The organism is Actinacidiphila sp. bgisy167 (genome assembly GCF_057707665.1).
Map to the genome: position 1 here is coordinate 118639 of NZ_JBYIQP010000007.1, position 13588 is coordinate 132226.

Annotated in this window: 11 protein-coding genes, 1 tRNA gene and 1 pseudogene; 7 read left to right on the forward strand and 6 right to left on the reverse strand. The window is 71.3% G+C overall.

Annotation, left to right across the window (positions count from 1 at the left end):
- Nucleotides 1–41: 41 nt before the first annotated feature.
- On the reverse strand, nucleotides 42–2306 hold the full coding sequence (locus tag AC3ET4_RS04795; protein ID WP_431946216.1) for a transglycosylase domain-containing protein: 2265 nt from the start codon (nucleotides 2304–2306) through the stop codon (nucleotides 42–44).
- Nucleotides 2307–3055: 749 nt separating this feature from the next.
- Nucleotides 3056–3733, reverse strand: a complete 678-nt coding sequence (locus tag AC3ET4_RS04800) for a TetR/AcrR family transcriptional regulator (RefSeq protein WP_431946218.1) — start codon at nucleotides 3731–3733, stop codon at nucleotides 3056–3058.
- An 80-nt stretch (nucleotides 3734–3813) separates the two neighbouring features.
- Here AC3ET4_RS04800 and AC3ET4_RS04805 point away from each other — a divergent pair, with 80 nt between their 5' ends.
- On the forward strand, nucleotides 3814–4680 hold the full coding sequence (locus tag AC3ET4_RS04805; protein WP_431946220.1) for an SDR family NAD(P)-dependent oxidoreductase: 867 nt from the start codon (nucleotides 3814–3816) through the stop codon (nucleotides 4678–4680).
- A 40-nt stretch (nucleotides 4681–4720) separates the two neighbouring features.
- Entirely contained in the window at nucleotides 4721–5467 is a 747-nt protein-coding gene (locus AC3ET4_RS04810; protein WP_431946222.1) for an SDR family NAD(P)-dependent oxidoreductase, read from the forward strand.
- A 175-nt stretch (nucleotides 5468–5642) separates the two neighbouring features.
- Here the strand turns inward: AC3ET4_RS04810 and AC3ET4_RS04815 are convergent, their stop codons facing one another.
- Complete coding sequence (locus AC3ET4_RS04815; protein WP_431946224.1) at nucleotides 5643–6755, reverse strand: aminotransferase class V-fold PLP-dependent enzyme; 1113 nt, start codon at nucleotides 6753–6755, stop codon at nucleotides 5643–5645.
- 25 nt (nucleotides 6756–6780) lie between these two features.
- Complete coding sequence (locus AC3ET4_RS04820; RefSeq protein ID WP_431946226.1) at nucleotides 6781–8100, reverse strand: SGNH/GDSL hydrolase family protein; 1320 nt, start codon at nucleotides 8098–8100, stop codon at nucleotides 6781–6783.
- Between the two features lie 175 nt (nucleotides 8101–8275).
- On the opposite strand from AC3ET4_RS04820, the gene AC3ET4_RS04825 reads away from it, so the two are divergent.
- From AC3ET4_RS04825 to AC3ET4_RS04845, 5 genes and pseudogenes are all read left to right on the forward strand, one after another.
- Nucleotides 8276–9583, forward strand: coding sequence for a DUF445 domain-containing protein (locus AC3ET4_RS04825; protein ID WP_431946228.1), 1308 nt, complete (start codon nucleotides 8276–8278; stop codon nucleotides 9581–9583).
- A 422-nt stretch (nucleotides 9584–10005) separates the two neighbouring features.
- Nucleotides 10006–10863 (forward strand): fumarylacetoacetate hydrolase family protein, encoded by an 858-nt coding sequence (locus AC3ET4_RS04830; RefSeq protein WP_431946230.1) that lies wholly within the window; start codon nucleotides 10006–10008, stop codon nucleotides 10861–10863.
- Between the two features lie 153 nt (nucleotides 10864–11016).
- A pseudogene (locus AC3ET4_RS04835) lies at nucleotides 11017–11661 on the forward strand (HNH endonuclease signature motif containing protein).
- Nucleotides 11658–12326 carry an HNH endonuclease gene (locus AC3ET4_RS04840; protein WP_431946232.1) on the forward strand — a complete coding sequence of 223 codons (669 nt, stop codon included), beginning with the start codon at nucleotides 11658–11660 and terminating at the stop codon, nucleotides 12324–12326. Before AC3ET4_RS04835 ends, AC3ET4_RS04840 begins: the two are co-directional and overlap by 4 nt.
- 48 nt (nucleotides 12327–12374) lie before the next feature.
- Nucleotides 12375–12461, forward strand: a tRNA-Leu gene (locus tag AC3ET4_RS04845).
- A gap of 47 nt (nucleotides 12462–12508) precedes the next feature.
- Here the strand turns inward: AC3ET4_RS04845 and rdgB are convergent.
- Both rdgB and AC3ET4_RS04855 read right to left on the reverse strand, forming a co-directional pair.
- Nucleotides 12509–13117 carry an RdgB/HAM1 family non-canonical purine NTP pyrophosphatase gene (gene rdgB, locus AC3ET4_RS04850; protein WP_431946234.1) on the reverse strand — a complete coding sequence of 203 codons (609 nt, stop codon included), beginning with the start codon at nucleotides 13115–13117 and terminating at the stop codon, nucleotides 12509–12511.
- Between the two features lie 15 nt (nucleotides 13118–13132).
- Nucleotides 13133–13528, reverse strand: coding sequence for a hypothetical protein (locus AC3ET4_RS04855; protein ID WP_431946236.1), 396 nt, complete (start codon nucleotides 13526–13528; stop codon nucleotides 13133–13135).
- Nucleotides 13529–13588 lie beyond the last annotated feature (60 nt).

Genomic DNA, 13588 nt, shown 5'->3' on the forward strand with positions numbered 1-13588 from the left:
CCGGGCGCCGCCGGGGACCTTCCCGGCGACGCCCGCCCCTGCTAGGGGAAGTCGTCCCCGCCGCCCGGACCGCCGTCCAGGCCGCCGATGGGCAGTCCGCCGCCGCCGTCGGTGCCGCCGTCGACACCACCGTCGGCACCGCCGTCGTCACCCGGACTGGCCGGGCCCTCGGGCTCGGTCGGCTCATGGCTGGTGGGCGGCTGCGGCGTACCGGGCGGCTCGGGGGACTCCGGCGGGGCCGTCGTGGTCGGCGGTGCCGTGGGCGTCTTGGACGGTGTGGCGGGCGCCTTCGGCGTGTTCGTGACCGGCGGGGCCTCCGCCCCGGGCTGCAGCCGCAGGGTGAAGTTCTTCGCGGGCTTCCCCTTCAGCGCGTCGGCCGTGTACTGGGCCCAGATCTGCGTGGGGTAGCCGCCGCCGTTGACGCGGGCCAGGCCCGTGGTGCCGTACAGCTTCTTCTGGGCGCCGGTCTGGGAGTCCTGGCCCATGACGGCGACGACGGTCGCCAGGTCCGGGGTGTAGCCGGCGAACCAGGCTGCCTTGTCCTCCTCCATGGTGCCGGTCTTGCCCGCCGCGGGCCGGCCCGCGGCCTGCGCCGCGGTGGCCGTGCCGCCCCGGACCACCGAGCGCAGGATGGAGGTCGTGGTGTCGGCGGCCTGGCGGTGGACGGCCTGCCTGGGCCTGCGCGTGGGCAGCGCCACCTCCTGGCCGTTCTTGGTGATCTTCACGACCATGGTGTACGGGACGTACCGGCCGTGGTTGGCGAGCGTCGCGTAGGCCTGCGCCATGTCCAGCGGGCTCGCCGTCATCGTGCCGAGCGCCATCGCCGGCGTGGTCACCAGCTTCACCTTCTCCGGCACGCCCAGCGCCCGCACCGTGTCGTTGACCTTGCCCGGGCCGACGTCCTGCGCCATCTGGGCGTAGACCGAGTTCACGGACTTGTCCATGGCACTGCTGACCGTGACCGCGCCATAGGACACGTCGTCCTCGTTCGCCGGGGCGTAGCCGGTGGGACCGTCCGGCCCGATGACCTCGCGCTTGTTACGGCCGTCGTAGACGGTGTACGGGGTGATGCGCCGGTCGTTCTGCGTGGTGGAGTCGTTCTGCACGGCGGAGGCGAAGATGAACGGCTTGAAGGTCGAGCCCACCTGGTAGTCGGAGCGGGTCGCGTTGTTCACGAACTGCTTGGTGTAGTCGACGCCGCCGTACATCGCGACGACCTTGCCGGTGGCCGGGTCGATGGACGCCCCGCCGACCCGCACGAACTTGTCGACCGGGTGCGCCTTCGGGTCGAGCTTGTCCAGCAGCTGCTCCTCGGCCGCGTCGACGAAGGCCTTCTCCTTCTTGCGGTCGATGGTGGTGGTGATGCGGTAACCGCCGGAGCGCAGGGTCTTCTCGTCCAGGATCCCCGACTCGTTCAGGTAGTCCTTGACGGCCTCGACCAGATAGCCCCGCTGCCCCGACATCCCGGTGGCGGCCTTGGCCTTGTGCGGTTCAGGGAACTTCAGGGTGGCGCGCTCGCGCTCGGTCAGCCAGCCCTCCTTGACCATCCCGTCCAGCACGTAGTCCCAGCGCGCCACCGCCTTGGCCTTGTTCTGCGGGTGGGCCACGATGTCGTACTCGCTGGGCGCGTTGAGCAGGGTCGCCAGGTACGCGCCCTCGGCGGCGTCCAGCTCGTCGGCGTCCTTGCCGAAGTAGGCCTGGGCGGCGGCCTGGATGCCGTAGGCGTTGCGGCCGTAGTAGCTGGTGTTGAGGTAGCCCTCGAGGATCTCCTCCTTGGACTTCTCGCGGTCCAGCTTGATCGCGATGAAGAACTCCTTGGCCTTGCGGACCGCCGTCTGCTCCTGGTTGAGGTAGTAGTTCTTGACGTACTGCTGGGTGATCGTCGAACCGGACTGCTTGCCCTTGCCGGTGACCGTGTTCCACGCCGCACGCAGCATCGCCTTCGGGCTGACCGCGGACTCGTGGTAGAAGTTGCGGTCCTCGGCGGCGAGGGTGGCGTGCTGCACGACCTCGGACACCTGGTTCAGGCTCACGTTCTCGCGGTTGACGGTGCCGTCGCGGGCCAGCTGGGTGCCGTCGGAGTACAGGAAGACGTTGCTCTGCGCGACCGCCCCCGCGTTCGCCTTGGGGATGTCGACCAGCTGGTAGCCGGCGATGAACGCCCCCGCGCACGCCAGCACGACCAACAGGAACGCGCCGACCGCCGCGCGCCAGCCCGGGATCAGCCGACGGGCGCCGGTGCGCTTCGGCTTCGTGCCGGGCGGCTGGTTCTCCGAGCCGCCGGGGGAAGCGTTGCTGCTACTCATGTCTGTACTGACTCCTCCGCGGCCGCCGAGGGTTGTGCCGCGGCGGAACATCTTGGGTCAATCGTGCCGTACGGCCCGCCGGACACTCTCCCAACATCAGGACAAACCGGGTCATCGATGTGCATCCGTGACAAGGCCGTGACAGGCCGAAAGGATGACAGCCATCACCCCGCCGGGCGAACACAGTGTGGCATCAGGTTGTCACGCGAGGTAAGGTCACGCGCCATCGCGCGCCGGCTGGGAGGCCCTCCCCGCCCCCTCGGTCCGGATCCGCGGCTTCGCGCGGGGCGCGAGCGGCCCGCACGGGCGCGCGCCTGCGGCAGCGGCGACCACCGGGCCGGCACCGTCAGTCGCCGCCTCCGGGCTCTCGCCCGCATACACCCACAGCGCCCTCCGGCACGAACGGCGCCGCCTTGGGGAGCAGTGACCGGCGCGCGCGGTTGACGTACCGCCGGACACGGCCCGGCGCGGCGCGCGAACGCCGCCCTTCGCGAAACGGGCTCCACCGCACCGGCCGTGGTCGACGCATGCGCCGACAGGCGGACGGAATCCGCACGCACCGTCGGCGTCACCCCGTGCCCGTGGCCCGCTCGACACGGCGCTCGGCACAGTGGTTCAGGTACAGAAGGTGACGGCCGGCGTAGACCCGCTCCATGTTCGGCAACCGGCCCTTGCTCCGCAGCCCGGCCAGAAACGGGCGTGCCTCCGCATGCATCTCGTACGTGCACGCGTCAGCCACCGCCCACGGTTCATGAGGCAGCGAGGTATCCGGTGATCAGCGTGGTGAGGATGTCGGTGAGGCGGGGCTCGACGTCCACCAGGGCATGAGTGAGGTCGGGGTCGGACGCGTAGAGGTGCCGCAGGGCGGGAGCGTGAGGGGCGGCGATCTGGTGGAGTGCGCCGGCCATGGTTGTGGCGGCGGTGATGGTGTTGCGGGCCTGTGCTTCCTCCAGGCCGAGGCAGGTGGCGAGGGCCCGTGAGGCCGCTGCGGACTGGGCGAGCGCGCTGAGTTTGAAGGTGCGGACGGTCTCCAGGGAGACGTTGCGTTCGAGGTTGAGGGGGGCGTGGGCGAGGAGGTCGCAGAACAGAGGCCGACTGACGAGGGAGCGAGTCAGGGCCTGGGCTGCGGCGGGGACGCGTTCTCGAGGGGCGTCGGCCGTCCGCCGGCCGACATCGTCGAGCTGCGCCTGCAGGGCGGCGACCCACTCGGTCCAACCTCGTGCGGTGAGGCGGAGGTAGATCTCTTCACGGGTTTCGAAGTAGCGGAGCATCGCGGACTTGTGCATGCCGACGGCGTCGGCGATGTCCGTGAGGGTGACGTCGCGGACGCCGCGCTCTCCCGCGAGTTGCGTCGCGGCGTCGAGGATCGCCTCTTCCCGCTTGCGTTTGGCTTCGGGGCTGCGTGCTCGCTGGAACTGGCTGGTCACAGCCCAAGCCTAACGCACTCGCGTTGCGATATTAGCGCAACGGGGTTGCCTTAATAGCGCAACCGTGTTTCACTAAAGCCATGACAGTTCAGACATGGTTCATCACCGGTTCTTCGCGCGGTTTCGGCCGCGCCCTCACCATCGCGGCGCTCGAAGCAGGCGACCAGGTCGTCGCCACGGCCCGGAAGCCCGAGCAGCTCGACGACCTCGCCACCGCATACGGCGACCGGCTTCTTCCCGTGGCCCTCGACGTGACGGACGCCGCCGCCGCGTCCGCCGCCCTCGACGCCGGCCGCGAGCGCTTCGGACGTATCGACGTGGTCGTCAACAACGCCGGCTACGCCAACATCGCCCCGGTCGAGACCGCCCCGGAAGAGGACTTCCGGCGCCAGTTCGAGACGAACTTCTTCGGCGTGTACAACGTCTCCAAGGCGGCGCTGCCGCTCCTCCGGGCCCAAGGCGGCGGCATCGTCATCCAGTTCTCCTCGGTGGGCGGCCGAGTCGGCGGCACCCCGGGCCTGGGGTCCTACCAGGCCGCGAAGTTCGCCGTCGACGGCCTGACCCGCACGCTGGCCACGGAGAGCGCCCCCTTCAACATCCGGTACCTGGTGGTCGAGCCCGCGGGCTTCGCCACCGACTGGGCCGGCGCGTCAATGGACGTCCACTCCATCCCCGAGTACTACCGGGGCACCGTCGGCGCCTTCGCCGAGCGGCTCCGCGGCAACGACGCCCCGGGCGACCCGGAGAGGGCGGCCGCGATTCTGGTGCGCGTCGCCAAGCGCGAGCACCTGCCCAGCCACCTGGTCCTCGGCGCCATCGGCGCACGCATGGCACTGGACTACTCCCGCACGCAGATCGCGGAGGCCGACGCCTGGCAGGCCGTCTCCGCCTCGGCCGACTTCGGGGCCCCCTACCCTGTCGACCTCCCCGCGGACACGGAGAAGTAGGCACGGCGCTGCGGAAGGAAACACCAGAAGGACAAAAGACATGATCCCCTTCCACGACAAGGTCGCCCTCGTCACCGGTGCCGGCACCGGTATGGGCGCGGCCACTGCCATCCTGCTGGCCGAGCGCGGTGCCAGGGTGACCCTGGTGGGCCGCCGTGAGGAGCCGCTGCGCGACGTCGAGGCCCAGATCACCGAGGCGGGGGGCGAAGCCCTCGTCCTACCCGCCGACGTCTCTGATGCCAGGGCTGTGCAGCACGTGGTCACCACCACGGTGGAGCGTTTCGGCTCCCTGCACTACGCCGTCAACAACGCCGGCATCAGCAGCGAGAACCATGATCTGCCCGACCTGCCCGAAGAGGCATGGGAGCGGACGCTCGCCATCAACCTGTCGTCGATCTACTACGGCATGAAGGCCGAACTGCCCGCCATCCACGCCTCCGGGGGCGGGGCGATCGTGAACGTCTCCAGCGTGTTCGCCGATCGTGGCCTGCCGCTGCGGGCAGCCTACTCGGCGTCCAAACACGGCATCCGCGGCATCACCCGCTCGGCCGCCCAGGACTGGGCCGCCCGCGGAGTACGTATCAACGAATTGCAGCCCGGGGTCATCGCCACCCCGATGCTCGACGCCGCGAACGAGGGGGAAGCGGAGGGCATCGCGGCCGCCATCGCAGCCCGGCGCGTGGGTGAGCCCAGGGAGATCGCCACCGCGGTCGCCTTCCTCCTGTCCGATGACGCCTCTTACATCACTGGCGCCCACCTCGCCGTCGACGGAGGCTTCCTCACCTGATTCACCTGCGCACCGACAGCCGACGATCTCCCGACCGCTGCGGTGCGTCCTCCGCCCAGAGCCCTCCATGCCGTTCCCGCCCGGCACGGAGGGCTCTGGCCCTCCAGCCCCGCCCGCACACGATGTGAGCCCGCACCGTCGCACGGGCCATACGGCGACGGGCGCCCCCGCGCGGTCAGCGCAACGAAGCCAGCGCCGCGCGCACCCGCTCCACCGCACCGGCCGTGGTCGACGCATGCGCCGACAGACGGACGGAATCCGCACGCACCGTCGGCGTCACCCCGTGCCCGTGCAGCACCTTCGCGACCTGCGCCGGATCCACCCCCGGCACCGCGAAGGACACGATCCCCGCCCGCCCCGCACGGGCCACCGGGGACAGCACCTCCCCGCCGGCCGAGCGGACCGCCTCGATCAGCCCGTCGACCCGGCGCCCGACGTGCGCCTCGATCGCGGCCACGCCGACCCCCTCGACCAACTCCAGAGCCACCGCGAACGCCGCCGCCGTCACCGGGCTCAGATTCGTGATGCTCCAGCGCAGCGCGTCCGGCGCGACCGGATGCTCGGCGTCGTCGAAGACGGCGACGTCCTCCACCCCCGTCCACCCCGTCAACGTGGGCTCCAGCCGCTCCAGGGCCCGGTCCGACAGGGCCGCGAAACCCGTCGCCCAGCTGGCCCGCAGCCACTTCTGGCCGCCCGCCACGACCACGTCCGCCGCCTGCCACGGCAGTTCGACGACACCGAACGCCTGCATCGCGTCCACCACCAGCAGCCGGTCCCCGATGACCTCGCGCAGCGCCGCCAGGTCGGCCCGATACCCGGTGCGGAAGTCGACGGCGCTGATCGACACCGCCACCACGTCGTCGGTCAGCGCGGCGCGCACCGCGTCCGGCGTCGGCGCGCCGTCCAGCCAGCGCGGCTCGGCACGCCCCAGAGCGGCCGCACGCCGCCACGGGTAGTGGTTGGAGGGGAAGTCGGCCGACGGCACCAGGACGGCGCCGCGGGGCACGCCGAAAGCCGCGTGGAAGAGCCCGGTGGAGGCGTTGGGCAGCAACGCCACGTGGTCGGTGTCCGTGCCCGCCAGCCGGCCCGCCGCGGCCCGGGCCCGCGGCTCGGCCCGCATCAGGTCGTTGACGGTCGTGTGGTCGGCCTCCGCCGACGCCGCCAGGGCGGCCGCCGTGGCGTCCAGCACGTCCCGCGAGGGCGGGCCGTAGCGGGCGAAGTCCAGATAGCCCTCGGGCTCGCCGAAGTGCTCGGCGTAGCCGGTCAACCCGCCCGTGTGGTCCGTCATGAGTGCGCCGTCCGTCCCGTACTCGTCACGCCTTGGCCGCCACGCCGCCCTTGAGCAGCGACAACTTCACAGTTTCCGCCATGCGCAGATAACCGGCGTCACTGGGGTGCAGGTGGTCGCCGGAGTCGTAGACCGGCAGCAGCGCGCCGGGACGCTCCGGGTCCCGCAGCGCCCGATCGAAATCGATCACCTCGTCGAACACCGTGCCCGCCCGGATCGCCGCGTTCACCTGCTGCCGCACCGCCTCGGCGCGCGCGTTGTAGTTGACGTGCCCCGCGCACGGGGTCAAGGTGGCGCCCAGCACCCGCAGCCCCCGCTCGTGGGCACGCGCCACGATCTCCCGCAGCCCGGCGACGATCTCCCGCGCGCCGGTGCGCTGCGGCGGCCGCAGCACGTCGTTGATGCCCAGCTCGACGACGAGCGTACGCACGCCGGCCTGGGAGAGCGCGTCCCGGTCCAGGCGGCTCAGGCCGCTCGGATTGCCGCCGTACTCGCCGTCCCGCAGCACCCGGTTGCCGCTGATCCCCTCATTGAGGACGCCGAGCCGCAGCGCGCGGTCGCCAGATCCGCGCAGCCGAGCTGCCAGGCGGTCCGGCCACCGGTGGTTCGCGCCCACCGTGGAGGTGATCCCGTCGGTGATCGAGTCGCCGAACAGCACCACCGACCCTGCCGCCTGCCGCGTGAAGACGTCCACCCCCGTCACGTAACGCCAGTACGGCGTCGGCGTGGTGTACGCGGCGCCGTCGCTGCGCGCGGTGCGCTCACCGAACGCCATGAACGAGGTCTGCTGCGCCCGCGGGTGGTACGTCACCGGGCCCGAGGCCTTCGGGGTGTACGTCGTGACCAGAAGATCCGCCGCCTGCGGAACGGCCAGCTGCACGGCATCGCTGACGACGGCGCCGCCCGCCGGGACGCGCACCGACGTCCGCCCGCCGAAGGTCAGCGACCGCATCGAGCCTGCCGCCGCGGACGGCGAACCGGGCGCCGCCGCCACAGCGACCGTCGCCCGCCCGACCAGCAGCGGCGCCCGGCCGAAGAGGTTGGAGAGGTGGACGCGCACAGAGGTGCCGCCGACGCTGGTGTGCACCACGTTGCGGATCGACCACCCCGGATAGCCGTCCGGCGCGTTCGGCTCCGGCCCGGCCGGGGCGCCCGACCAGGTGCCCACCCAGGAGCCCGACGCCGCCGGCGCGGCCTGGTGCGGGATGCCGACACGTCCGGCCGCCGACGGCGGACGCTCAAAGGTGCCGGAGCCGCCGCCGGTGGTGACGAAGATCACAGCAGAGACGCCCATGACCAGCGCGACGATTCCGGCGAGCAGTGCACAACCCGTCGATCTGGCCATGCGGTCGTTCACTCCTGCGCTCAAAGGGCGGGAAACCGGCACGATCCGCTGTCGCCATGGTCCCATGAAGGCGTCGGGCCCGCCCGTGTGCTTTGTCGGACGCCGGGAACCCGTCGTTCGTTCCACTCTCGGAGAGTGTGGTGTGGACGATACGCGGAAGGAGTGGATACGGCGGATGAAAACGGCACCGGTGACCGGATCGGGCGAAGACCCGATTCCGGCGTTCTCGTACAGCCCCGCCGACGAGGGCCGGCGGCGCGGCGTACGGCGCATGAAGGTGATCGCCACCGGCCTGCTGCTGGTGGCGACGGCCGTCTACGCGCTGGCCAGATGGGCCGAGTCGGCGGGCGCCGGACCCTGGTCCGGCTATGTCGCCGCCGCCGCCGAGGCGGGCATGGTCGGCGCGCTCGCCGACTGGTTCGCGGTGACCGCGCTCTTCCGCAGACCGCTCGGCCTGCCCATCCCCCACACCGCGATCATCCCCACGAAGAAGGACGCCCTCGGCCGCACCCTCGGCGACTTCGTCGGCGAGAACTTCCTGTCGCCCGCGGTCGTCCGCACTCGGCTGCGCAAGGTCGGCATCGCCCGGCGGCTCGGCGCCTGGCTGGAGGACCCCGACCACGCCGACCGCGTCACCGAACAGGGCGCGGCGGCGCTGCGCGGCGCCCTGACCGTGCTGCGCGACTCCGACGTCCAGGCCGTCGTCGCGGAGGCCATCACCCGCCGGGCCGACTCCCAGGAGATCGCCCCGGGCATGGGGAAGATGCTGGAGCGCGTCGTCGCCGACGGCGGGCACCGACGGGTGGTCGATCTGGTCTGCGTCCGGGCCCACGACTGGCTGATCGAGCACTCCGACTCGGTGATGCACGCCGTCCAGGGCGGCGCCCCCGGCTGGACCCCGCGCTTCGTGGACCGCCGCGTCGGCGAACGCGTCTACAAGGAACTCGTGCGCTTCACCGCCGAGATGCGGGACATGCCCGAACACCCCGCCCGCCAGTCGATCGACCGCTTCCTCGCCGACTTCGCCACCGAACTGCAGTCCGACCCGGACACCCGGGCCCGCGTCGAGAAGCTCAAGAAGGACCTCATCGCCCGCAACGAGGTCCAGGACCTCATCGAGTCCGCGTGGGGCTCGGTCCGCGCCATGATCGTCGCGGCCGCCGAGGACGAGCGCAGCGAACTGCGGCTGCGCGCCCGGGCCTCGCTGCTGTCGCTGGGCGCCCGGATGACGCAGGACCCCCGCCTGACCGCCAAGATCGACGGCTGGCTCGAGGACGCCGCCACCTACGTCGTCACCACCTACCGCGACGAGATCACCGCGCTGATCACGGACACCATCGCCGGCTGGGACCCCGAGCAGACCACCCGCAAGATCGAGGCCAACGTCGGACGCGACCTGCAGTTCATCCGTATCAACGGCACCGTCGTGGGCGCCCTCGCGGGCCTCGTGATCTACACCGTCTCCCGGCTCTTCGCCGGGTAGCCGGTGCAGGGGCGCGAGGCCCCGGCGACCCGGCGACCGCCGTACCGGGCTGGCAGGCCCCGCCGGCCGCGCCCAGCCCGCCGCGCAGGCCCCGGGCCGCGCGCCGGCGGGGCGCCGCACCGAAGAAGCCACCCCGACCCCGGAACCGTCCCGCCGCCGCTCGTCACGCGACGGCGACCCGCGAAGACGCCCACTCCGGCAGCCGACACACAGCCGATACATCGGACCACTCAACGGTCGCCGGCAACACTCCGCCACGCGCGCCCGAATGCACCATCTCCGCCACGAGCAAGGGGTTGCGGACGCCGCCCCCGCCGCTGGAGGATCAACCAAGACCTCCGATGACCGCCCCCATCGGGCATGACCACGGAGACGCCCCGCCGACACGACCACCCTCACCCCGACACCACCCGGAGAGTCCTGTGAAGCTACTGCGCATCGGCCCCGCCGGAGCCGAACGCCCGGCCCTGCTCGACCAGGACGGCACCCTGCGCGACCTGTCCGCCCTCACCCCCGACATCGACGGCCGCCTGCTCGCCGACGCGGACGCCCTCGCCCGCATCCGCACCGCGGCCGCCGACGGCACCCTCCCCGCCCTCGACGCGGCCGACCTGCGCGTCGGCCCGCCGCTCACCCGCATCGGCAAGATCGTCTGCGTCGGCCTCAACTACCACGACCACGCCCGCGAGACCGGCGCCGCGATCCCCGAGGAGCCCATCCTCTTCATGAAGGCCCCCGACACCGTCGTCGGCCCCGACGACACCGTCCTCGTCCCCCGCGGCAGCCTCAAGACGGACTGGGAGGTCGAACTCGCCGTCGTCATCGGCCGCGAACTGCGCTACGCCGCCGACGACGCGGAAGCCCTCGCCGCCGTGGCGGGCTACGCCGTCTCCCACGACGTGTCCGAACGCGCCTTCCAGATCGAGCGCGGCGGCCAGTGGGACAAGGGCAAGAACTGCGAGACCTTCAACCCCCTCGGCCCCTGGCTCGTCACGGCCGACGAGGTCCCCGACCCCCAGGCGCTCGGCCTGCGGCTGTGGGTCAACGGCGACCTCAAGCAGAACGGCACCACGGCCGAGATGATCTTCCCCGTCGCCGAAGTCGTCCGCTACGTCAGCCAGTTCATGACGCTCTACCCGGGCGACGTCATCAACACCGGCACCCCGGCGGGCGTGGCCCTCGGGCACCCCGAGCCCAAGCCGTACCTCCGGGCCGGCGACGTCGTGGAGCTCGAGATCGACGGCCTCGGCCACCAGCGCCAGGCCCTCAAGGACGCGTAGCCCCTCCCCCCACCGAAGGGCGCCCGGCGCAGCACCCCGGGCGCCCTTCGGCGCGTCCCCGGCCCTTCGCCGCATCCCGGACGGCGTAACCGTCGTACAAGTGCGTCGTTATTACGTGCGAAAGTGCAACACGTAATCGCATGGGGGAAATCTGTGCCTGTTAGCCCCTACACCCGTGAACGCCTGTCGGACGCCGTTGCAACGTCGCGCACGCTCACCGAGGCGATGACCAAGCTAGGGCTGGACCCGAAGAGCCCGACCAGGGGTTACCTGCGGGAGCGGATGAGACGTCTGCGCGTGGACACTTCGCACTTCGAACGGGAAGGCGGTCGCTGGACACGCGAATTGCTCGCCGAGGCGGTCGCCGTGTCGACCAACATGTACGAAGTGCTCGACCACCTGGGAGTGGACGCCGTCGGCGGCCAGCACACGCACATTAGCTGACGCATTCGCGGGTTCGGTATCGACACCTCGCATTTCGTCACCAAGGCGCGGGGCGGGGGTCGACGGTCGCCTGACGAACTCCTGGTCAGGCAGGAAGCCGTGACGGCCCGTCGCGTACACAGTGACCGGCTCAAGAGGGCGCTGCTGGCGAAGGGTGTCGCCGAGCGATGCGCGCTCTGCGGCACGGAGCCCGTGTGGTGTGGCCGGCCGCTGTCCCTGGAGGTCGACCACATCGACGGCAACTGGCGGGACAACCGCCTGTGCAATCTCCGTCTTCTGTGTCCGAACTGCCATGCCACGACCGACACGTATCGGGGGCGGGGCAAGCGGCGCTCCCGGAGCACCGCTCAATGAGCGCCGGGGCCCCGTACACCCGCGAACTGCTCGAAGAGGCGGCGGCGCGATGCCATTCCATGAAGGAGGTCGTGGCGTTCCTCAACAGAGTTCCCTATGACAAGCTGCATCGCTACCTGTACAAGCGGTTCAGCGATTACGGCATCGACATCTCCCACTTCCAGGGGCCCACTTACGGCGGCCGCAAACGCCCCCGCCCTACGCCCACGGAACTCCGCGAGGCCGTGGCGCTCTCCGTGTCCGTGGCCGAGACGCTCCGCCGGTTGGGCAGGCCTGACAACACACGCACCCGAGCGCTGTTCCGTGCCTGGTTGGCCGAGGACGGACTGGACACCGGGCACTTCCTCGGACAGGCCCACGGCAACAGGGACAACGACGCCAGGGGCAGGAAGCCCGCGGCCGCCATCCTCGTCGTACGAAACAAGGGCAACCGCACCAAAGCGGTGCTCCTGCGAAGGGCCCTCGCCGAGATCGGCGTCCCTTCCCGGTGCGCGCAGTGCGGCACCGGCGAGCACTGGCTCGGCAGACCGATGACTCTGGAAGTGGATCACATCAACGGCGACCCGCTGGATGACCGAGCGGAGAATCTGCGGCTTCTGTGTCCGAACTGCCACGCCGTCACCGACACCTGGTGCCGCGGGGGCAGACGCCCAGCCATCAGGTAAACCGCCTTCGATCCCGCAGCCGCCACCCGTTACCATGGGTGGCGGCTAGCGGCGGTGGCGCAATGGCGACGCAGCAGACTTAGGATCTGTGGCCCTTGACCGGGCTTGAGGGTTCGAATCCCTTCCGCCGCACCACTTGTGGCCTGCGAATCCAAGGACTGGGCGCGCAGGCCGCATATCTCTCACCCCAGCAGTTCCCGCACCACCGGCGCCAGCGCCCGGAAGGCCTGGCCGCGGTGGCTGATCGCGTTCTTCTCCTCCGCGGCGAGTTCGGCGCATGTCCGGGACTCGCCGAGCGGCTGGAGGATCGGGTCGTAGCCGAAGCCGTTCGCGCCGTGCGGCTCGAAGCGCAGCGTGCCGAGGAGGCGGCCCTCGACGACACGTTCGGTACCGTCCGGGAGGGCGAGCGCGGCGGCGCAGCGGAAGTGGGCGCCGCGGTGCGGGGTGTCGATGTCGGCGAGCTGGGCGAGGAGGAGTTCGAGGTTGGCGCGGTCGTCGCCGTGCTTGCCGGCCCAGCGGGCGGAGAAGATGCCGGGGGCACCGCCGAGGACGTCGACGCACAGGCCGGAGTCGTCGGCCACGGCGGGCAGGCCGGTGGCCTGGGCGAGGGCGTGGGCCTTGAGGAGGGCGTTCTCGGCGAAGGTGACGCCGGTCTCGGGGACGTCCGGGATGTCGGGGTAGGCGTCGGCGCCGACGAGCTCCACGCCGAGTCCGGCGTCGGCCAGGATGGCGTGGAGTTCGGCGACCTTGTGGGCGTTGCGGGTGGCGAGGACCAGGCGGGTGTGCGGCATGGTCCGATTATCCCGTCAGCCCGGGGTGCAGACCTTGGAGAGTTCGGATGCGGCGTCGGCGACGGGGGTGATGTCGGGGACGTTGCCGTTCTCGGCGGCCTTCTGTGCGTTCTCGACGGCCTTCTGGAGGTCGCTCACGGCGCTGTTGACGTCGGCGTTGCCGGTCTTGTCGGAGAGGTCGGCGAGGTCGGCGGCGATCTGGTCGAGGGCGTTGGCGGCGTCCTGCGGGCTGTCGCCGGCGTTGCTGACGGCGTCCTGCAGGTTCTGGACGTCGGCGGTGATCCGGGCTGCGACGTTGGCGCAGTCGAGGGCCTTGTCGACGGCGTCGACGGCGCTGCAGCCGATGAGGGCGGTGGCGCCGAGGGCGGCCGCGGTGGCGAACGCTGCGAGGCGGCGGGTGCGTGGGTGCATACCTTTACATACGCACCGCGCCGTCCTCGGGTTGCGTTCCGCAGACCTGTTCTTTGTCAG

What these genes read in the sequence shown, in the direction of transcription:
- rdgB (WP_431946234.1), bottom strand. Translation starts at nt 13,117, where the DNA reads ATGCCGCACACCCGCCTGGTCCTCGCCACCCGCAACGCCCACAAGGTC.
- AC3ET4_RS04810 (WP_431946222.1), top strand. Translation starts at nt 4,721, where the DNA reads ATGATCCCCTTCCACGACAAGGTCGCCCTCGTCACCGGTGCCGGCACC.
- AC3ET4_RS04825 (WP_431946228.1), top strand. Translation starts at nt 8,276, where the DNA reads ATGAAAACGGCACCGGTGACCGGATCGGGCGAAGACCCGATTCCGGCG.
- AC3ET4_RS04805 (WP_431946220.1), top strand. Translation starts at nt 3,814, where the DNA reads ATGACAGTTCAGACATGGTTCATCACCGGTTCTTCGCGCGGTTTCGGC.
- AC3ET4_RS04840 (WP_431946232.1), top strand. Translation starts at nt 11,658, where the DNA reads ATGAGCGCCGGGGCCCCGTACACCCGCGAACTGCTCGAAGAGGCGGCG.
- AC3ET4_RS04795 (WP_431946216.1), bottom strand. Translation starts at nt 2,306, where the DNA reads ATGAGTAGCAGCAACGCTTCCCCCGGCGGCTCGGAGAACCAGCCGCCC.
- AC3ET4_RS04820 (WP_431946226.1), bottom strand. Translation starts at nt 8,100, where the DNA reads ATGGCCAGATCGACGGGTTGTGCACTGCTCGCCGGAATCGTCGCGCTG.
- AC3ET4_RS04815 (WP_431946224.1), bottom strand. Translation starts at nt 6,755, where the DNA reads ATGACGGACCACACGGGCGGGTTGACCGGCTACGCCGAGCACTTCGGC.
- AC3ET4_RS04855 (WP_431946236.1), bottom strand. Translation starts at nt 13,528, where the DNA reads ATGCACCCACGCACCCGCCGCCTCGCAGCGTTCGCCACCGCGGCCGCC.